We start from the raw sequence: 18,282 nt of genomic DNA, 5'->3' as shown, positions 1-18,282 counted from the left end.
GCGGTCCCGGGGCTTACCGGGGTCGCGCGCGGTGTCCTGGACATGGAGACAAAAGAAAAGGGCCGGTGGTTTGATCCACCGGCCCTTTTCTCGTTCGGGGCAGAGACGTCAGTCCTTGTGCGGCTCGGGAGAGAGAAGAGCGGCCTTGTCCGGCTTGTCCTTCCATTCCTCGGCATCCGCCGGAGGGGTGCCTTTGCGGGTGATGTTGGGCCAGGACATGGCATATTTGGCGTTGGTCTCGAGCCATGACGTGGCGCGGCCGTCACTGTCCGGCAGAATCGCTTCGGCCGGGCATTCCGGCTCGCACACGCCGCAATCGATGCATTCATCGGGATTGATGACGAGGAAATTCTCGCCCGCGTAGAAGCAATCGACCGGGCAGACTTCCACGCAATCCATGAATTTGCAGCGAATGCAGTTCTCAGTGACCACATAGGTCATTGTCGTCTCCGATTGTCTTTGGCGCGGACCGTCCAGCGATCCGGTTCTTGACCGCGCCGCCTCCGGAACAGGGATCCGGAGGGCGCACGGCCGGGCTATGAGAGAATGGCGAGGTATGCGGCGCTTTGCCGGCGGAGGCAAGCGTCTGCTGCGTGGATTTCAGGGGTTTTTCGAGAAGGAGGTCTCGGCGATCTCCTCATAGAGCAGGCGCGCCGCCTCGGCGCTTCCGCGTCTATCGCCCAGACCCGTCACGCAGAGCACGCGTATGCTCCGGCTCCCGATCGCGGGAAGGGTGAGCACGTCCCCGATCCGCAGCCGCGCATGGGGTTTGCTGACCGGCTGGCTGTTGATGCGAATGCGCCCCTCTTCGATCAGCCTGACGCAGGCGGAGCGTTGCCGTGCGACGCGCGCATACCAGAGCCAGAGGTCGAGACGCAGCGCGGCGTCGGTCATGCTTTCACCTGAAGCGTGCGCAGGACGGCGAAGGGGGAGTGGGCGTCGTCCCGCGCTTCGCGAGGGCGCGGCGGGCGCGGCGTGGCAGCCCTTTGCGCAAGCAGCATGAGCGGGCTGGCGGGGCCGAATGTCGCCGCATTCAGCGCATGCGGGGCGTGGACCCGGAGTCCGAGATCGCGCAGCGCGGCAGTCAGGTCGTGTGCCGGAATGCCCGCAAGGGAAAGGAGATGCGGATCGGCCTGACGATTCCCGCCGCGTGTCAGATGGCGGATCTCGCGAGTCAGGCGCTCGGCGATATCAAGCCGGAGCAGATAGTCGCCCGCCCTGATCCAGCCGAGTTCCGCCCAGAGTTGAAGCATTGCACTCGACGGCAGCGCGGCGGGGGCGAGTTTCGCGAGCGGGAAGGAGACGCGATGCGCGTCTGGCAGCGGGGGCGGGGCGCAACCGTGACGCAGGGCCAGGAGCAGGGCGCGCATGGTCATCGGCGCGGGACGCAGCAGGGCGGGGATGAACGCGCGATGGCTGCCGATGACGACACCGAGGCGGCGGAGTTGCGCCAGGGCGGCGCGGTCGAGACCATGATCGGCGGTGGTCAGCGCCGCGAGGCCGCCCGCTTCGGACAGCCGGTGCAGGACGCCGCGCGCTTCAGGCAGGGTGACGGAGTCGCGCGCCGCGAAGAGCGGTGCGAGATCCCGGGCGATGCATGTGCGGAAAAAGGCGTGCAGACGATCGCGCACACGGTCCCGCTGGCGGGCATCCTCGATCTCGCCCGAAAGAAGCCGGAGATCGGGCTCCAGCAGCGTCGCGCCGGCGCGCAGCCGGGCGACGGGCGTGTCCTGCCATGACACTGTGGCCGTGACCCTGTCCAGCGAGAACGCCTCGTCCGGCGACTCGGCCAGCGCCCGTACGCGGCGGGGAATTTCCTGGATCAGGGCGCGGCGGCCCGCGCGGAGCATGAGCCGCTGCTCCGGCCCGCTCGCGCCGAGGCTGCTGGTCAGGGTGAAACCGTCCATCCGGCCCACCGCATGTCCTTCGACGATCACTTCGCCGTCATGGGTGACGGCGGAGAGGAGGGGACGGTCGCTCTGCGGATCGAGGCGGCGAAGAATGGAGGTCGCGCGGCGATCCACGAACCGGGCGGTCAGGCGTTCATGCAGCGCGTCGGAGAGCTGGTCCTCGGCGATGCGGGCGTGTTCCTGCCAGCGCCCGGCTTCCTCCGTCCAGTCGGCGCGGGCGGCGACATAGGCCGCGACGCGCACGCCCGCCAGACGCTGCATCAGCGTGTCGATATCGCCGTCGGTCCGGGAGAAGGAGTCGATGTGATTGGCGAGCCACGCGGCGGGAATGCGGCCGTCCTCGAGGAGGTGGAAGAAGAGCTTCCGGCAGAGATGGGTATGGGAATCGTCGCCGAGCTTGCGGAAATCCGGGATCTGGCAAACCTCCCAGAGGAGTTTCGTGCGCTTCGACCCCGTGACGGCGTCCCGGATGGCATTGTCTTCGGCGAGCGCCTCCAGGGTGAGAAGATCGGCGGCTTCCCGCCCCGCCGTCAGTCCTGGACGTGTCGGCGGGCGGTGAAGGCTGGCGGCGAGCGCCATGGGGCTGGAGAAATCCAGATCGCTGTTGCGCCAATAGAGGCGTTGCAGCGGGTCGAAACGGTGAGTCTCGATCGCCTCGGTCGTGGACTCGCTCATCAGGCGCGCCTCGCCCGTCGTCCCGAACGTGCCGTCGCGGGTGCCGCGCCCGGCGCGCCCGGCAATCTGGGCGATTTCCTGCGGCTGGAGGGGGCGCAGGGCCGACCCGTCGAATTTCGTCAGGGCGGCGAGGGCGACATGGTTGACATCCATGTTCAGCCCCATGCCGATGGCGTCCGTCGCGACGAGGTAGTCCACCTCCTTGTTCTGGTAGAGCTGCACCTGGGCGTTGCGGGTGCGGGGGGAAAGACGGCCCATCACGATGGCGCAGCCGCCGCGGCGCTGGCGGATCGCCTCGGCGATGGCGTACACGTCGGCGGCGGAAAAGGCGACGATGGCGCTGCGCGGCGGCAGGCGGGAGAGCTTGGTGTGGCCGGTGCCGATGAGGGCGGACAGGCGCGGCCGCGTGTCGATCTCGATGCCGGGCACGAGGCGCTGGAGCAGGGGACGGATGGTCTCGGCCCCGAGAAAGAGCGTCTCCACCGCGCCGCGCGCGTTCAGGAGGCGGTCCGTGAAGACATGGCCACGATCCGGATCGGCGCAGAGCTGGATTTCGTCGATGGCGATGAATTCGGCGTGACGATCGAGCGGCATGGCCTCGGTGGTGCAGGCGATCCAGCGCGCGTCGGGCGGGATGATCTTTTCTTCCCCGGTGATGAGGGCGACGGCGCGCGCGCCCTTGAGCGCCGCCATGCGCTCGTAATTCTCCCGCGCGAGCAGGCGCAGGGGAAAGGCGATGATGCCCGAGGCATGGGCCAGCATGCGGTCCAGCGCGTAATGCGTCTTGCCGGTATTGGTCGGGCCCAGGATGGCGCGCACGCGGGCGGGCATGGCGTGGTGCCGGGTGAAGGAAAAGGAGCCGGATTGCTTGCCCGTCATGGCGTGATGGTTTCCCATGGGGCCCGGGAATGCAAGCACCGTGTTCCCGAAGTGAGACTGATGGGAGTTGGACCGATGCGTGACCCTTTGGAATTCTGTCTGGCGCAGGATGTCGTCCCGGAAGCGGCGCGGGTGGTCCGGGTGCTTCCGGACACGGCGGACTGGGCGGCGGCGATCGGGCCGATGGCGGGATATCTGCGGGAGACGGGATTCGCAGGACGTTCGGGAGAATGCGCGCTCCTGCCGGGCGGCGACGGAGTCGCGTCCGCCGTGCTGGTGATCGACGCGGCGGAGAGGCGGCGCGATCCGTATCGTTTCGCGTGTCTGCCCGGCATCCTGCCCAAAGGCTTCTGGCGTCTGGATTTCTCGGCGATGGAGGCGGAAGGGGCCGCCCTCGCGGAAGACGCGGTGCTGGGAGTCTGTCTCGGCGCCTATCGCTTCGGGCCGGGTGCGGCGAAGGAGGGCGCGCGCGTGGTGACGCCACAGGGTGTCGAGGACGCCCTGATGCTCGCGCGTGCCTGCTGGCTCGGGCGCGATCTGGTCAATCTTCCCGCCAATCAGTTGGGGCCGGTGGAACTGGCGGAGCAGGCGCGGGCGGAGTTGATCGCCGCCGGCGCTTCTGTGGAGGTGATCGGCGGGGCGATGCTGGAGGGCGCCTATCCCTGTCTGGCCGCGGTCGGCGCGGGGTCGGACCGTCATCCGCGCGTCGTCGTCGCCCGCTGGTCCGGGTCGCGGGCCGGGCCGGATGCGCCGCTCGTGTCGCTGGTCGGCAAGGGCGTGTGCTTCGACACGGGCGGATATGACATCAAGCCCTCTTCGGCGATGCTGCGGATGAAGAAGGACATGGGCGGCGCGGCGCTGATGCTGGCCGTGGCGCTGGTGGCGATCTGGCGCGATCTGCCGATCCGCCTCGAACTGCGTCTGGGCTGCGTCGAAAACAGCGTTTCCGGCCATGCCATGCGCCCGGGCGATATTCTGCGCACGCGGGCCGGGCTGACGGTCGAGGTGGGGAATACCGACGCGGAAGGGCGGCTGGTATTGTGCGACCTGCTGACCGAGGCATGCGAGGCCGAGCCCGATTTGCTGCTGGATGCGGCGACTCTCACCGGCGCGGCGCGTGTCGCGCTCGGCCCCGATCTTCCGGCGGTGTTCGGGACGGATGATGCGTTTTGCGAAACCCTGCTGCGCGCAGGATATGACACGCGCGACGATCTGTGGCGGTTGCCGCTCTGGGATGCTTACGACGCATGGCTCGATCGCAAGACAGCCGATCTGGGTAATGTGAGCGACAAGCCGATGGCCGGAGCGATCACCGCGGCGCTCTTTCTGAGGCGATTCGTGAAATCCTCAGTAAAATGGGCACATTTAGATACTTATGCCTGGAACGATACGGCGGCGCCGGGGCGTCCTGCAGGGGGTGAGACGCTTGGCCTGAGGGCGATTTCGGAGGCGATACGGCGCATTACTATGAATTGAGATGCCGAGTTCGCGAAGAATCTCAAAAAATATTTATGCCGGTGGAATGAACCAATTGCCACATCGAACCTATATGAACGTGGATCGTTTCAAAGAGCCTGACTCTCCGGTCAGGTTCGGAAGCGGAAATACTTGCGCTGACGATACGTTTGGTGGCAGAGGCGCACGCAATTGACAAACCCCGGGGGCGCCTGATCGCAGGCGGGAGCTTCGGGCAAGGTTCGGAACTCTTGGCGCATGATACGGCGCCGCATGAAAAAGGAATTCAGTCATGGCACAGGCTCATAACGACCAGATGCTGACCCTCCTCCGGGATACCATCGTCTCGATGGTCCGCAAGGATGGTCCCGATCTTTCCGCCCGCCAGCTCGGCGTGTTTCTCACCTGCTACCTCCAGGAGGGCGCGCACACCGTCCGTGGTCTGGCGGCCGAGCTGAACGTCTCCAAGCCGGCGATCACCCGCGCGCTCGACCGTCTCGGCGAACTCGACCTCGCCCGCCGCAAGGTCGATCCGCTGGATCGGCGCTCGGTGCTCGTGCAGCGCACGCTGAAGGGCTCGGCCTATCTGCGCGAGGTGCGCTCGGTCATGAACGAGGCCGGCGGCGTCAAGACCGCGAAGGCGACGAAGACGGCGCCCGCGGTCAAGGCCGCCCCGGCGCCGGTTGCCCGTCTCTCCGCGCGTCGCGCGGCGGGCTGAGCATTCCGCTATCCGGCCGTCATCCGGCACGACAGGAACGCCGCCTTTCAGGGCGGCGTTTTTGTTGCGCGGAAATCGTCACCAGGGCGTGGGGACGAGCCGCCGGGCGCGGCGGATGACCACGACGCTCCATGCGATCAGCGGCGGCAGAACGCAAAGCACCTCGGTCGTCCAGCTCGCGGCGAGGGCGGCGACAATGCCGCCCCAGACGGCGAGCCCCCAATAGAGGAGCGTGACGCTCCAGGCGGGCCAGCCCGAACGGATGGCGAGTTGGTAGAGATGCCCGCGATGCGCCTCGGTCAGCTTCTGCCCCGCGAGCCCGCGCCGGCCGAGGGTAAAGGCCACGTCGAACAGCACGGCGGAGAGCATCAGCGGCGCCAGCAACGGCACGGGCAGGCGCGCGAAGGAATCCAGGCTGAACCAGGCGAGGGCGAGGCCCGCCGCCTGACTGCCGACATCCCCCATGAAAATGCTCGCGCGCGGATAATTGAACGGGATAAAGCCGAGCAGGCTGGCGGCGAGCACCATGGGGGCGAGCCCGGCGGCCGCGCTGTCCGAAGCCGTCAGCGCCATGTTCAGGGCGAGCGCTGTGAGCGCCATGGTACCTGACGAAAGGCCGTTGATCCCGTCGATGAAATTCAGGGCGTTGGTGACGAAGATCATCCAGCCCAGCCCCAGACCCAGGCTCAGCCCGAGGCCCAGCAGCGCGGTGATCCCTTGCGTGGAACGCGTGTCGATCCACCCGGCCCCGGCCAATATGATGACGGCGGCGACGATCTGGATGACCAGCTTCGTGCTGGGCGGAAAAGGATGGATGTCGTCGGCCCAGGAGAAAGCCGCCAGCAACAGCATGCCGAGCATCAGACACAGCGTCTGCATGGTGGGAAAAGGCAGCCCGACGGCGAGGGTGAGGGCGGGAACGCCGAAGAGGAACCCGCCGACGATGCCGACACCGCCGCCTTTGGGGACGGGCCGGGTATGCGAGCTGCGATGACCGGGCACGTCCATGACGCGCATCTGCATCATCACCCGCACGAGAAAAGCGCTGATCAGCGTCGTCGCCACAAGCGAGAAGATCGGCCAGAGCATGCGGCGGGTCTCCAGAGTCAAGCGTTACGAAGGGCGCCCCGTGGGATGAAGCATGGAGCGGGCCGAGTGGCGGGCCAAGGGCAGGATTGTGTGAGAGGGCGCTTTCGCGGCTATAAGATGCGCGTGAACGCTTCGCAACAGCCCCCGCCTGCTTCCCCTCCCGTCGCGGTCTCCCATCGGCGCGCGGGCCGCCGGATCGTACTCAACATCGTGCTGGACGGTCTCATTTCCGGCGCGGCGGCCCCGTTGGCGCGGTTTCTGGCCGATCCCTATGGCGGTCTGCTGCATCCGCTCTGGTTCGTGGCAGGCGGGGCGATCACCCTGCTCATCAGCGGTCTGCCGTTCCGGATGCCGCAGCAATACTGGCGCTTCTCCGGCGTGGCGGACCTCATCGGCATCGGCTGCGCCTCGGTGGCCAGCGCGATTCTCTTCTCGCTGGGATTGCTGGTGACGGGATATCCGATGCCGTCCCCGACCTTCCCCGCCATCCTCGCGCTCGTCCTGCTGGTCGGGCTGGGCGGAGTCCGGATGGCGACCCGTCTCGGCGCGCGCCTGCGGCAGCAGGCGGCGGGCGAGCGACGGCGGGTGCTGCTCATCGGGTCCGACCAGACGGCCGATCTCTTCATGCGCGCGGTCGAGGCGGATGGCGGCGGACGGTACCAGCCGCTCGGCCTGCTGACGGGCGCGGCCGGGCAGGTGGGGCGGCGTATCCAGAACGTGCCGATCCTCGGCACGCCCGAAGAGTGCGACGCGGTGCTGGCGCGGCTCGACGCGCAGGGTCAGGCGGTTCACGAGATCGTCTTCACCGATCCGCACATGCGGGGCACGATCGTGTCGCGCGTTCTGGAGCGGGCGCATGCTCACGGTGTCGCGGTCAAGCGCGCGCCGTCGCTCACCAGCCTGCAACCCGCGGCGCGGGTGGAACTGCGTCCCATGGCGCTGGAGGATCTGCTCAATCGCCCCCAATGGCCGCTCGATCTTGACGGCATGGCCAGAATGATCGGCGGGCGCGTGGTGCTCGTGACCGGAGCCGGGGGGACGATCGGCTCCGAACTGGTGCGGCAGATCGCCTCGCTGGGCCCCTCGCTGATCCTGCTGCTCGACCATAGCGAATATGCGCTCTGGCAGATCGATCTCGAACTCTCCGAGCGCGCGCCCGAGGTGCCGCGCCGCGCGCTGGTGGCCGATGTGCGCGAGGCGGCGCGGGTGGATGCGATCTGCGCGATGTATCGTCCGGAGCTGGTCTTCCATGCCGCGGCCCTCAAGCATGTGCCGATCGTCGAGGCCAATCCCTGCGAGGGGGTGCTGACCAACGCCGTCGGCACGCGTGTCATGGCCGACGCGTCGGCGCGGCACGGCGCGCGGGCCATGGTCCTGATCTCGACCGACAAGGCGGTGAATCCGTCCAGCCTGATGGGCGCGAGCAAGCGCTGCGCGGAGATATGGTGTCAGGCGCTGGACAAGGAGAGCCGCCGCGAGGGGCGCGGCATGCGTTGCGTGACGGTCCGGTTCGGCAATGTGCTGGGGTCGACGGGGTCGGTGGTGCCGCTCTTCCAGCGGCAGCTCGCGCAGGGCGGTCCGCTGACCGTCACCCATCCGGAGATGACGCGCTATTTCATGACCGTTCCGGAAGCGGTGGGGCTGGTGCTTCAGGCCAGCGTCCGCGGCATGGCGAATGACGGCGCGGGAGAGACCGATCTGCGCCTGCGCGAAGGCGGCATCTTCGTGCTCGACATGGGGGAGCCGGTACGCATTCTCGATCTCGCGCGGCAGATGATCCGGCTCGCGGGATTGCGGCTCGACGAGGATGTCGCCATTCGTTTCACCGGTCTGCGTCCGGGCGAGAAGCTGTTCGAGGAGTTGTTCCACGGACGGGAGGCGCCGGTGCCGACCGACGCGCCGGGGTTGAAGATCGCGACGCCGCGCAGCGTCGATCCGGTGATCGTCGCCGCTGCGCTGGACGCCATGGAGCGGGCGGCGCTGGCGGGGGATGCGTCGCGCGTGCTGGAGATCGTGCGCGATCTGGTGCCGGAATTCGCACATAACCCGACGGGCGAGCCGGATCGCGCCGAGCCTGCGCGGCCGTCTTCGTGGCCGGCCTCTTCGCCCGGCCCCCTTGTCCGGCAGGGCGGGCAGGGTATTGATGAGCCCGGAACAGAAAAGGATTCCGCGTCATGACGGATAACGCCCCTATCGCCTTTCTCGATCTCGCCCGCCAGCAGGAGCGGCTGGGACCGGCGATTCGCGCGCGGCTGGACACGGTGTTGCGTCATTGCCGCTTCGTGATGGGGCCGGAGGTCGAGGAGCTGGAGCAGCGCCTGGCCGCCTATTGCGGCGCGGCGGAGGCGGTCGGCGTCTCGTCGGGCACGGATGCGCTGCTCATGGTGCTGATGGGCGAGGAAATCGGGCCGGGAGATGCGGTGTTTCTTCCCGCCTTCACCTATACGGCGACGGCCGAGGTGGTGCTCCTCCTGGGCGCGACGCCGGTTTTCGTCGATGTCGATCCGGCGACCTTCCAGATCGCGCCTGACAGCCTGCGCGCGCGGATTGCCGCCGTTCGCTCCGCCGGCGAGCTGGAACCACGCGCCGTGATCGGGGTCGATCTTTTCGGCCAGCCCGCGCCGTGGGATGTCCTGCGGGAGATTTCCGAGAACGAGGGGCTGGTCCTGATCGATGACTGCGCCCAGTCCTTCGGCGGGGCGTATCATGGACGCAAGCTGGGGCGGGAAGCCGTCGCCACCACGCTGTCCTTCTTTCCGTCGAAGCCGCTGGGAGGGTATGGCGACGGCGGCGCGATCCTGACGGATGACCCGGAACGCGCGGCGCTCTACCGCTCCCTGCGGACCCATGGCGAGGGGAAGATGCGCTACGAGGTGCTGCGCATCGGCTTGAACGGGCGTCTGGACACGCTTCAGGCCGCCGTGCTGCTGGCGAAGCTCGGCGGGTTCGGGGACGAACTGCGACGGCGGGAGGAAATCGCCCGCGCCTATGATGCGGATCTGGGCAATCTTCTCGGCGTTCCGGCGCGCGTCGCGGATTCGGAAAGCGCCTGGGCCGTGTATGCGGTCCTGCTGAAGGACGCGGCGGAACGGGACTCGCTTCAGGCGGCGTTGCGGGAAAGCGGCGTGCCGACGGCGATCTATTACCCCAAGCCGCTGCACTGGCAGCCGGCCTATCGGGAGCATCACGATGACTCCGTGTCGTTGCCGGTCGCCGAAGCGCTCGGCGAGCGGATTCTCGCCTTGCCGATCCATCCGGAACTGACCGATGCCGAGGTGGCGCGCGTGATCGCGGCGGTACGAAGCTGGCGCGAGCAGCGTGAAGTGGAAGGAGCCGTCGCGTGAGAAAGGAGACGCTGCTCGTCATCTGTTTCCTGACGCTGGTGCTCGGCACGGTGGCGGTGATCTGGTCCTATGCCCTGCCTGCCTTCAAGCCGCTAAACCTCGGGCATGCGAAGAGCGCCGTCGTCTCGGTGGGCGCGGCCCGGCAGGAGCGCGCACTGAACCCGGGGGAACTGGCCAGTCTCAATCAGTGGATCGAGACCCACCGGCGCGGCTGGGGGCCCTTGGCGAAGACGGCGCCGTCCAGCGGCGACGCGGTCGTTTCCGTCGTGACCGATCAGGGCGCGAGCTACCGCCTGATCCTGTTTACGGGGCTGAGCGGGGCGGACTGGGACAATACGGTGATCGTCCAGGCCGGACCCGACGCCCCCTTCCGCGTCCATGATTTCAAAAGCAGCGTGTTCGCGCCGCTCCGGCAGATCGCGGAGCAGGGAACCTATCAGCGTTCCGCGCCCCCCTGACCGTCCCGTCCCGCCCGCGCGGCCGCCGCGATGAAGTCGCGCACGGCCGGGCTGAACGGTGCGCGGCGTTCCGGGGTCTGCCAGTGCTCCATCTCGGCATACATGCGGCCGGTCTTGGCCACCGTCTCGCTTCCCATGATTTTTTCCAGAACCTCCAGCAGTTGGAGCCATTCGCGGCAAAGATTCTGTCCTTCCGCCTCGTCCGGGGAGACGCCACGGGCGAGGGCGGCTTCGACGCGAGCGATCAGATCACGCCACCGGGCGGCGTAATCCGTTTGCGCGTCGGGCGGAAAAAGCATGTCGCCCGCCTCTTTCCATCGCTGCTGGTCTTCGGGCGTGAAATACCGGTCGAGCACCGGCTGCATGACCTTCCGTTCCATGAAACTCTGTCCTTCCCTGATCAGATGACACAGGCTGTCGAGGTCCAGATCGTGCCCTTTCCCGGCCAGGCGGCGCGCTGACCTGACTTCGCCAAGAGTCGTGGCAAGGCGCGCCTGCTGTGCTTCGAGAAGGGCGATCTGCGCATCGAGCAGCGCCAGCGGGTCCGGCGGAAGGGAGGCGGTCATGGCCGCGATCTGGCGGAGCGTGAAGCCCGCGCGGCGAAGCAGGAGGATGCGGCCGAGACGTGTGACGTCCTTATGGCCGTAGTAGCGGCGCCCTGCTTCGCTGCGGGACGGCGTGATCAGCCCGCAGGCCTCGATATGGCGCAGGCTGCGGACGGAAATTCCGTAGGCGCGCGCCATTTCGCCGATGGCCATCAGCCGGTTCATCCCACCGTTTCCTCCTTCCGTTGGACCCGGCTCCTTTATGCGGTCCTGACACTATGGCAGGAGCAAGCGGAAAATTGTCCCGGAGCGGAGTCTGTTCAGGCGGGACCGTTCGAACGGCCCTGGCGGGCGGAGTCTTCTCCGGCAGGGTTGTTGACGCGCATTTCGTCCTCCAAGGGCGGGGTCGCCCTGTCGCCGATGGCGAGAAGCGCGGCGGTGAGGGGGGAGGCGAGGATCAGCCCCGGCATGCCCAGAATGGAGCCGAAGACGGTCTGGGACAGGATGGCCAGGGCGGGCGGCATATGGACGGCATGGCGCTGGATGAAGGGCGCCAGCACATTGCCTTCGAGGAACTGGATCACGCAATAGAGCGCCGTCACCGTTAGGGCCGCCTTGCCGCCGAGGGAGAAGGCGATCAGGATGGCGGGAACGGCGCCCATGATCGCGCCGATATAGGGGATGAAGTTGCACAGCCCCGCGACCACGCCGAGCGCGAGCGAGAGCGGCACGCCGATCAGCGCCAACCCGATGCCGGAGGCCGTGCCCACGACGAGCATGTCGAGCGCCTGTCCCATGGTCCAGGACCACAGCGTATCGCCGGCGACCAGCACGAGTTCCCGGATCTTCGGGCGATGCGCGGGCGGAATGAGGCGCACTGTGCCGTCGACATACAGGGCCGGCGTCAGGGCGAAATACAGCCCCGCGATCAGGATGACCACGATGGTGCCCAGCACGCCGAGCGCCGAACTCAGAATGCCCGTCACCGAATTGGCGAAGCCGACGCCGATCCCCAGGCCGTTCGTTCCGGATTCGTGACCGCCGAGACTCTGCGGCAGGTAATTGAGCGCCATGTCCCCCCATGTGGAGGCGGAGAGCCGGGTCTTGAGGTCGCCGAACTGGGCGATCATGGCTTCTTTCAGCTTCACGAATTGGTCCGTGATCTGCGGGCCGCTGAAATAGAACAGCAGAATCACGCCCAGAAGGACCGCCAGCGCGACGAGCGTGACCGCCGCCTGATAAGGCAGGAAAGGGAGACGGCGACGCACGATACGCGCGAAACCGTGGAGCACCACGGCCATGAGGGTGGCGGCGAAGACGACCGTCAGCACGTCGCCGATCAGCCAGATCGCGATCATGACGAGTGTCGCGATCAGCGCGAAGCGGAGCAGACGGAAGATATTCGAGAGTTCGACGCGGGCGGGATCGAGGGAGTCTGGGGCGGAGAGGTCGTTCTTCATTTCTGTCTGAGAGCCTTGTCGGAAGGAGCGGCGATACGACGCACGGCAGGAATGCCCGGACGGCACGGGGTTATGTCGATCAACTCGTGTTCAACTCGCTTCGGCGTCTTCCAGTTCGGCCTGAATCTCCAGCCAGCGGTCCTCGGCCTTTCGCTCCTGCGCCGACAGGGCTGCGAGCCGGGAGTTGAGGCGTGCGATCTCGGCGGAATCGCCCGTGCTGTAAAGGACGGGGTCCGCCAGCCTGGTTTCGATCTTCCGCCTTTCGGCAAGGATCTGCTCAAGCAGCGCCTCGGCGGCCTTTGCCTCCTTGCGGAGGGGCGCCTGCGCGCGGCGGAGTTCGGCCCGGTCGCGTCGGGAAGCGCGACGTTCCGTGTCGGCGGGGCGCAACGTGGTCTCGCGTTGGTCCGCTGCCGCCTTGCGCGCGCGGTCGAGCAGCCAGCCGCGATAGGCGTCCATGTCGCCGTCGAAGGGTTGGATGGCGCCGTCCTCGATCAGCCAGAGCCGGTCGGCCACGGCCTCCACCAGATGCGGATCATGGCTGATGAGCACGACGGCCCCCTCGAATGCCGAGAGCGCGCGGATCAGCGCGTCGCGTGCGTCGAGATCGAGATGGTTGGTCGGCTCGTCGAGCAGCAGGAGATGCGGGGCGTCGCGCGTCGCGAGGGCGAGCAGGAGACGCGCCTTCTCGCCGCCGGACAGGTCGCTGACTTTCGTTTCCGCCCGCGCCGCGTCGAGGCCGAACCGCGCGAGCTGCGACCTGACGGCGGCGGGGGCGGCCTGCGGCATGAGGCGGGCCATATGGTCGATCGGCGTGTCGCTCAATACCAGCTCGTCCGTCTGATGCTGGGCGAAATAGCCGATGCGCAGCCGGGGCGAATGGGAGAGCGTGCCGGTCATCGGCGCGAGACGCCCGGCGAGCAGCTTGGCGAAGGTCGATTTGCCGCGTCCGTTCTGGCCCAGCAGCGCGATGCGGTCGTCCAGATCCAGCCGGAGTGAGAGATTGCGCAGCACCGGCCGGCCGTCATAGCCTACCGTCACGCGTTCCATGCTCAGCATGGGCGGCGGCAGGGGGGAAGGTTCGGGGAAGGCGAAGCGCATCGGCGTATCCTCGATCACCGAGTCGATCTGCGGCAGGCGTTCGAGCGCCTTGATCCGCGCCTGCGCCTGCCGGGCCTTGGTGGCCTGGGCGCGGAAGCGGTCCACGAAGGATTGCATATGCGCCCGCTGCGCCGCGATTCGCTCGGCGGCGCGGGTCTGTTGCAGCGCCTGCTCGGTGCGGATGCGGACGAATTCGTCGTAGCCGCCGGGCGTCAGGGAAAGCTTGCCGCGATCGAGATGGGCGATGGCGTGGACGGTGTTGTCCAGCAGCGAGCGGTCGTGACTGACGATGATGGCCGCGCCGGGAAAGGATTTGAGCCAGGTTTCCAGCCAGATCGTCGCTTCGAGATCGAGATGGTTGGTCGGTTCGTCGAGCAGCAGCAGGTCCGGGTTGAGGAACAGGGCGGTCGCCAGCGCGACGCGCATCCGCCAGCCGCCGGAAAAATCCGAGACCGGGCGCGCCTGCGCCTCATGGTCGAAGCCCAGCCCCGCGAGGATGGTCGCGGCGCGGGCCGGGGCGCCGTGGGCGTCGATGGCCAGGAGGCGGTCATGGATATCGGCCAGTCGGGTCGGGTCGTCGGCGTTTTCCGCCTCGTGCAACAGGGCGGCGCGTTCGACATGGCCGGAAAGGACGGTGTCGAGCAGAGACTGGTCGCCTTCGGGCGTCTCCTGTTTCACGCGTCCCATGGTGGCGCGGGCCGAGAGGGCGATGCTGCCGCCATCCGGTGCGATATCGCCGGCGATCGCGCCGAGCAGGGTGGATTTGCCGGCTCCGTTGCGTCCCACCAGCCCGATGCGGCGTCCGGCCTCGATGCTGAGACTGGCTTGATCGAGCAAGGTGCGGCCTGCGATGCGCAAGGTGAGATCGGTGATGGTCAGCAGGCTCACGGGACGGTCTTTCTCCGCTATGGGGGATCGGGCTTGGCAGAGTAATGCAATCGGCCGCGCGCCGGTATGGGCGAGGCGGGGAATTTATATCGCGCTTATGCTTTCGGGGGGCGGAAATCTGCGGTAAAGGGCAGCCGGTTTCCCGGTCGGCGGCAACAGGCGGCCGGCCCTCAACGCAAGTGACAGGAGCCAGATCATGGCCATCGAGCGCACGCTCTCCATTCTCAAGCCCGACGCGACCCGCCGCAACCTGACCGGCAAGATCAATGCCGTGTTCGAAGCGGCCGGCCTGCGGATCGTCGCGCAGAAGCGCATCAAGCTGACGGAAGACCAGGCCAAGGCGTTCTATGCCGTCCATGCCGAGCGCCCGTTCTATGGCAGCCTCGTCGGGTCGATGATCACGGAGCCGGTGGTGGTGCAGGTTCTCCAGGGCGAGAATGCGATCCTGAAGAACCGTGAGGTCATGGGCGCGACCAATCCGGCGCAGGCGGCGGAAGGGACGATCCGCAAGCTCTTCGCCGAGAGCATCGAGGCGAACTCGGTTCACGGGTCCGACAGCGCGGAGAACGCCCGGTCGGAGATCGCGTTCTTCTTCGCCGAGACCGAAATCCTGCCGTAACGGCCGGGAGTCGAGGCGATGGGGCGGCGTTCGGGGCACGCGACGGCGCGCGGCCTTATCGCCGACCCGCTCGCCCGGCTTTTTCTGTGCTTTTCCATCGTGTTCGGGGCGTCGCTGCTGTTCACGCTGCCGCCGATGCAGATGCCCGACGAGATGACCCATTTCTTCAAAGCGGATGCCATCGCCGAGGGGAGTCTCGTCGCGCACCGGTTCGATGCGGGGAATGCGGGTTCAGACCTGCCGGAACCCGTGTCGAATTTCGGCTGGCATTATGAATTCTGGGACTCCTCGCCGCCGCGATCTTATGGTTTCCACGCCCTGACGGACGGCGTGACCTTTCCGTTGACCGGAAAAATGGTGCCGACAGGGTATCCCAACACGGCCATCTACCCGCCGTTCTTCTATCTTCCCGAGGCTGCGTGCCTTGTGCTGGCGCGCTGGGGCGGACTCGACGCCCTGGCTGGATATTACCTCGCGCGGCTGGCCAATCTGCTGACCGCAAGCATCCTCGCCGCGCTGGCCATCGCGCTGACGCCGCGAGGCCGGCTGTTCATGGCGATGCTGCTCGGCCTGCCCATGGCGCTCGCCCTGAGCGTCTCCTGTTCGCAGGACGCCATCCAGACCGCCTGTGCCGCGCTCGCGGCGGCCGCGCTGGCCCGGGCGGAAGCGTCGAACGACAGGCGCGCGATGGTGGCGAGCGGCCTCCTGCTGGGAGTCGTCGTCGCGGCGAAACCGGCTTATGTCCCGCTCGCCTTTCTGCCGCTCTTTCTCCGTGGCGGGATGTCGGTCAGGCTGTCGGCGACAGGGCTGGCCCTGGCGATCGTCGCGATCTGCGGCCTGATTTTCAGCCGCCCGGCCAAGGTGGGTTTCCTGATCTCCCATCATGTCGACGCCCATGCCCAGGCGATGCTGGTCCTGCATCATCCACTTCGTTTCGCGCATGCGCTGCTGTTGACCCTGCGCGTGGCCGGCGGTCTCTATGCCCGCCAGTTTCTCGGCGTGCTGGGGCGGCTGAATATCGGCCTGCCTCCGGGCAGCTATCGCGTGCTGGCGATCTTTCTGTGCCTCGGCGCGGCGCTTTCCCTGCGTCCAGGACGAAGGGTGAGGAACTGGCGAAGCGTCTGCCTCAGGGAGGGCGGTCTCCTGGCCTGTCTCGTCGCGACGGGGGTGCTGGTCTTCGTCGCGCTCTATCTCATCTGGACGCCGGTCGGCGCGGCGGGAATTGACGGAATACAGGGGCGGTATTTCCTGCCCGTCGCGATCATGGGCGCGTTGCTCCTGCCCCATGCGCCGCGAGAGGATGGACGTCGCCGCGGGCCGGATAGCGCAGTGCTGGCGGTCTTCCTGCTGTTTTCCGGAGTCGTCACGCAATGGGCGATCATTCGCCATTTCTGGCAGGTGTGACGTCCGGAACGTGGGGGAAACGCTGGAGGTCCGGGCGGGAATCGAACCCACATACGCGGATTTGCAGTCCGCTACATCACCATTCTGCCACCGGACCTCGGAGCGCCCCGCGTATATCCACTGCGTGACGCGACAGGTCAAGAGGATCGGCGCGGCAATTTCCCTCCGCCGCCGAACGGGTTATGCTGTGCTATGACAGCGCATCGAGGCGCGCGCGAGACAAGAGGCGGAACATGATTTTCAAACGCTGCATACCGACGGGGCTCGGTCTTGTTTCCCTGCTCTACAGCAGCACGTCGCTGGCCCAGCAATATGACGGGAAGGGCGCTCCGGCGTTCATTCCCCATACGCTGCGCGAGGCGCTCGCCGCCGCCTATCTGACCAATCCGACCTTGCAGCAGGAGCGGGCGACACTGCGGGCGACGGACGAGAACGTGCCGGCGGCTCTCGCGGGATGGCGCCCGACGATTCAGGGCCAGGCCGCGCTCACCTATTATCAGGGGCGTACCTCCTACGGCGCGCAGGGCCCGGCGCCGGGCTCCCAGTTCGGCTCGCCCGCCTATAACAGGGTCTACAATACGCCCGGCTATCAGGGCGGCGTCACGATCACCCAGCCGCTCTATAATGGCGGCAAGACCTCCGCCGCGACTCATCAGGCGGTGAACACGGTCATGGCCGAGCGCGCCAACCTGATCTCCACCGAACAGCAGGTCTTCGCCTCCGTCGTCACGGCCTATGTGAACGTCATCCGCGATGAACAACTGCTCCAGATCAGCATCAACAACGAGCACGTGCTTCAGGAGCAGGTGAAGGCCACCCAGCAGCGCAAGGCGCTGGGCGAACTGACGCGCACCGACGTCGCCCAGGCGCAGGTCGCCTTTGCGAACGCGACTGCCGTAAGGCAGCAGGCCGAGGGGACGCTGCGTAGCGATCAGGCGACGTATCTGCAGGTCGTCGGTCTCCCCGCCGCGCCCAATCTCGAGGCGCCCCAGCCCCTGGCACTGCCGGTCCATTCGGCGACGGAGGCGGTGAAGCTTGCCGTCGAGAACAATCCGACCGTCGTCAATGCCCTCTTCACCGAGGCGCAGAAGAAGGACGCGATCGGGGTGGCGCTGGCGGCCATCATGCCGAAGGTCTCGGCCACGGCCGCCTATCAGCGTATGACGAACCAGGGCTATGGTCATATGTTGAGCGACAATAAATATGCGATGCTGAACTTCCAGATCCCGATCTATCAGGGAGGCAGTGAATACGCCGCCGTCCGGCAGGCGCGTCAGGCGTTCGAGGCGGCGCACCGGAATGTGGACATTCAGCGTCGCACCGCTCTGCAACTGGCGGAGGCGAACTGGCAGCAGTTGCAATCCTATCAGGAGGCAATCGGCAGCGAGCGCCAGGCCATCGCCGCGGGAATCGTGGCGCTGGACGGTGTCGAGCGTCAGGCCATCGTCGGAACGAGTTCGACGCTCGAAGTGCTCCAGCAGCAGGCGACTCTGCTCTCCGCGCAGCAGACGCTGATCCAGAGTCTCAGCAATCTCGTCGTCGCGTCCTATGGCGTGGCGGCGGCGATCGGGCGGCTGACGGCCGCGGATCTCAAGCTCGACGTGCCGCTTTATGACGAGAAAGCCTACTACAACGCCGTTAAGGATCGTTTGTGGGGCATTAACGATTATGCGGTAAACCAGCCGGGCCGCTGACCGAGCGGCCTGGACGGAAATGTGGAGCTCATGGACAGTCTCATGC

Annotated in this window: 15 protein-coding genes and 1 tRNA gene; 8 read left to right on the top strand and 8 right to left on the bottom strand. The window is 67.1% G+C overall.

The features are described 5' to 3' along the window. Nucleotides 1-108: 108 nt before the first annotated feature. The 3 genes from fdxA to EDC31_RS02805 form a co-directional block, all read right to left on the bottom strand. The gene (fdxA, locus tag EDC31_RS02815) at nt 109-441 is read right to left on the bottom strand and encodes a ferredoxin FdxA (RefSeq protein WP_042057889.1); all 333 of its coding nucleotides are present in this window, start codon (nt 439-441) and stop codon (nt 109-111) included. Nucleotides 442-600: 159 nt separating this feature from the next. After that, nucleotides 601-894, bottom strand: coding sequence for an RNA-binding S4 domain-containing protein (locus EDC31_RS02810; protein ID WP_042057886.1), 294 nt, complete (start codon nt 892-894; stop codon nt 601-603). Next, nucleotides 891-3,464 (bottom strand): helicase-related protein, encoded by a 2,574-nt coding sequence (locus EDC31_RS02805; RefSeq protein ID WP_042057882.1) that lies wholly within the window; start codon nt 3,462-3,464, stop codon nt 891-893. The genes EDC31_RS02810 and EDC31_RS02805 overlap by 4 nt, the downstream gene beginning before the upstream one ends. Before the next feature lie 75 nt (nt 3,465-3,539). On the opposite strand from EDC31_RS02805, the gene EDC31_RS02800 reads away from it, so the two are divergent. Continuing rightward, complete coding sequence (locus EDC31_RS02800; protein ID WP_132126895.1) at nt 3,540-4,940, top strand: leucyl aminopeptidase family protein; 1,401 nt, start codon at nt 3,540-3,542, stop codon at nt 4,938-4,940. Between the two features lie 271 nt (nt 4,941-5,211). After that, nucleotides 5,212-5,637, top strand: a complete 426-nt coding sequence (locus tag EDC31_RS02795; RefSeq protein WP_042057878.1) for a MarR family transcriptional regulator — start codon at nt 5,212-5,214, stop codon at nt 5,635-5,637. 78 nt (nt 5,638-5,715) lie between these two features. On the opposite strand, the gene EDC31_RS02790 is transcribed toward EDC31_RS02795, so the two are convergent. Further along, complete coding sequence (locus tag EDC31_RS02790; RefSeq protein ID WP_042057876.1) at nt 5,716-6,726, bottom strand: glycosyltransferase family 4 protein; 1,011 nt, start codon at nt 6,724-6,726, stop codon at nt 5,716-5,718. Between the two features lie 117 nt (nt 6,727-6,843). Between EDC31_RS02790 and EDC31_RS02785 the strand changes: the two genes are divergently transcribed. Genes EDC31_RS02785 through EDC31_RS02775 form a run of 3 tightly spaced genes read left to right on the top strand, consistent with a single transcriptional unit; the run spans nt 6,844 to nt 10,528 of the window. Then, nucleotides 6,844-8,904, top strand: coding sequence for a polysaccharide biosynthesis protein (locus tag EDC31_RS02785; protein ID WP_081797527.1), 2,061 nt, complete (start codon nt 6,844-6,846; stop codon nt 8,902-8,904). Further along, entirely contained in the window at nt 8,901-10,070 is a 1,170-nt protein-coding gene (locus EDC31_RS02780; protein WP_042057873.1) for a DegT/DnrJ/EryC1/StrS family aminotransferase, read from the top strand. The genes EDC31_RS02785 and EDC31_RS02780 overlap by 4 nt, the downstream gene beginning before the upstream one ends. After that, a complete protein-coding gene (locus EDC31_RS02775; RefSeq protein WP_042057871.1) occupies nt 10,067-10,528 on the top strand; it encodes a hypothetical protein in 462 nt (153 codons plus the stop codon). The genes EDC31_RS02780 and EDC31_RS02775 overlap by 4 nt, the downstream gene beginning before the upstream one ends. Here the strand turns inward: EDC31_RS02775 and EDC31_RS02770 are convergent. From EDC31_RS02770 to EDC31_RS02760, 3 genes are all read right to left on the bottom strand, one after another. Further along, nucleotides 10,507-11,298: a MerR family transcriptional regulator gene (locus EDC31_RS02770; protein ID WP_042057868.1), complete on the bottom strand. Its 792-nt coding sequence runs from the start codon at nt 11,296-11,298 to the stop codon at nt 10,507-10,509. The genes EDC31_RS02775 and EDC31_RS02770 overlap by 22 nt on opposite strands. 95 nt (nt 11,299-11,393) lie before the next feature. After that, the gene (locus EDC31_RS02765) at nt 11,394-12,533 is read right to left on the bottom strand and encodes an AI-2E family transporter (RefSeq protein ID WP_042057866.1); all 1,140 of its coding nucleotides are present in this window, start codon (nt 12,531-12,533) and stop codon (nt 11,394-11,396) included. A gap of 90 nt (nt 12,534-12,623) precedes the next feature. Next, nucleotides 12,624-14,519, bottom strand: coding sequence for an ABC-F family ATP-binding cassette domain-containing protein (locus EDC31_RS02760; protein WP_042057864.1), 1,896 nt, complete (start codon nt 14,517-14,519; stop codon nt 12,624-12,626). Nucleotides 14,520-14,715: 196 nt separating this feature from the next. Here EDC31_RS02760 and ndk point away from each other — a divergent pair, with 196 nt between their 5' ends. Next, on the top strand, nt 14,716-15,138 hold the full coding sequence (gene ndk / locus EDC31_RS02755; RefSeq protein WP_042057862.1) for a nucleoside-diphosphate kinase: 423 nt from the start codon (nt 14,716-14,718) through the stop codon (nt 15,136-15,138). Nucleotides 15,139-15,156: 18 nt separating this feature from the next. Continuing rightward, on the top strand, nt 15,157-16,542 hold the full coding sequence (locus EDC31_RS02750) for a DUF2142 domain-containing protein (protein WP_042057859.1): 1,386 nt from the start codon (nt 15,157-15,159) through the stop codon (nt 16,540-16,542). Nucleotides 16,543-16,565: 23 nt separating this feature from the next. On the opposite strand, the gene EDC31_RS02745 is transcribed toward EDC31_RS02750, so the two are convergent. Beyond that, a tRNA-Cys gene (locus EDC31_RS02745) sits at nt 16,566-16,639 on the bottom strand. Between the two features lie 136 nt (nt 16,640-16,775). On the opposite strand from EDC31_RS02745, the gene EDC31_RS02740 reads away from it, so the two are divergent. Then, on the top strand, nt 16,776-18,236 hold the full coding sequence (locus EDC31_RS02740) for a TolC family outer membrane protein (protein WP_042057857.1): 1,461 nt from the start codon (nt 16,776-16,778) through the stop codon (nt 18,234-18,236). Nucleotides 18,237-18,282 lie beyond the last annotated feature (46 nt).

The organism is Acidomonas methanolica, assembly GCF_004346035.1.
In the GTDB taxonomy this organism is placed as follows: Bacteria; Pseudomonadota; Alphaproteobacteria; order Acetobacterales; family Acetobacteraceae; genus Acidomonas; species Acidomonas methanolica.
The sequence above is the reverse complement of the archived record's forward strand: the minus strand, read 5'-3'. Positions and strand labels throughout refer to the sequence as shown.

What these genes read in the sequence shown, in the direction of transcription:
- fdxA (WP_042057889.1), bottom strand. Translation starts at nt 441, where the DNA reads ATGACCTATGTGGTCACTGAGAACTGCATTCGCTGCAAATTCATGGAT.
- EDC31_RS02810 (WP_042057886.1), bottom strand. Translation starts at nt 894, where the DNA reads ATGACCGACGCCGCGCTGCGTCTCGACCTCTGGCTCTGGTATGCGCGC.
- EDC31_RS02805 (WP_042057882.1), bottom strand. Translation starts at nt 3,464, where the DNA reads ATGACGGGCAAGCAATCCGGCTCCTTTTCCTTCACCCGGCACCACGCC.
- EDC31_RS02800 (WP_132126895.1), top strand. Translation starts at nt 3,540, where the DNA reads ATGCGTGACCCTTTGGAATTCTGTCTGGCGCAGGATGTCGTCCCGGAA.
- EDC31_RS02795 (WP_042057878.1), top strand. Translation starts at nt 5,212, where the DNA reads ATGGCACAGGCTCATAACGACCAGATGCTGACCCTCCTCCGGGATACC.
- EDC31_RS02790 (WP_042057876.1), bottom strand. Translation starts at nt 6,726, where the DNA reads ATGCTCTGGCCGATCTTCTCGCTTGTGGCGACGACGCTGATCAGCGCT.
- EDC31_RS02785 (WP_081797527.1), top strand. Translation starts at nt 6,844, where the DNA reads ATGCGCGTGAACGCTTCGCAACAGCCCCCGCCTGCTTCCCCTCCCGTC.
- EDC31_RS02780 (WP_042057873.1), top strand. Translation starts at nt 8,901, where the DNA reads ATGACGGATAACGCCCCTATCGCCTTTCTCGATCTCGCCCGCCAGCAG.
- EDC31_RS02770 (WP_042057868.1), bottom strand. Translation starts at nt 11,298, where the DNA reads ATGAACCGGCTGATGGCCATCGGCGAAATGGCGCGCGCCTACGGAATT.
- EDC31_RS02765 (WP_042057866.1), bottom strand. Translation starts at nt 12,533, where the DNA reads ATGAAGAACGACCTCTCCGCCCCAGACTCCCTCGATCCCGCCCGCGTC.
- ndk (WP_042057862.1), top strand. Translation starts at nt 14,716, where the DNA reads ATGGCCATCGAGCGCACGCTCTCCATTCTCAAGCCCGACGCGACCCGC.
- EDC31_RS02750 (WP_042057859.1), top strand. Translation starts at nt 15,157, where the DNA reads ATGGGGCGGCGTTCGGGGCACGCGACGGCGCGCGGCCTTATCGCCGAC.
- EDC31_RS02740 (WP_042057857.1), top strand. Translation starts at nt 16,776, where the DNA reads ATGATTTTCAAACGCTGCATACCGACGGGGCTCGGTCTTGTTTCCCTG.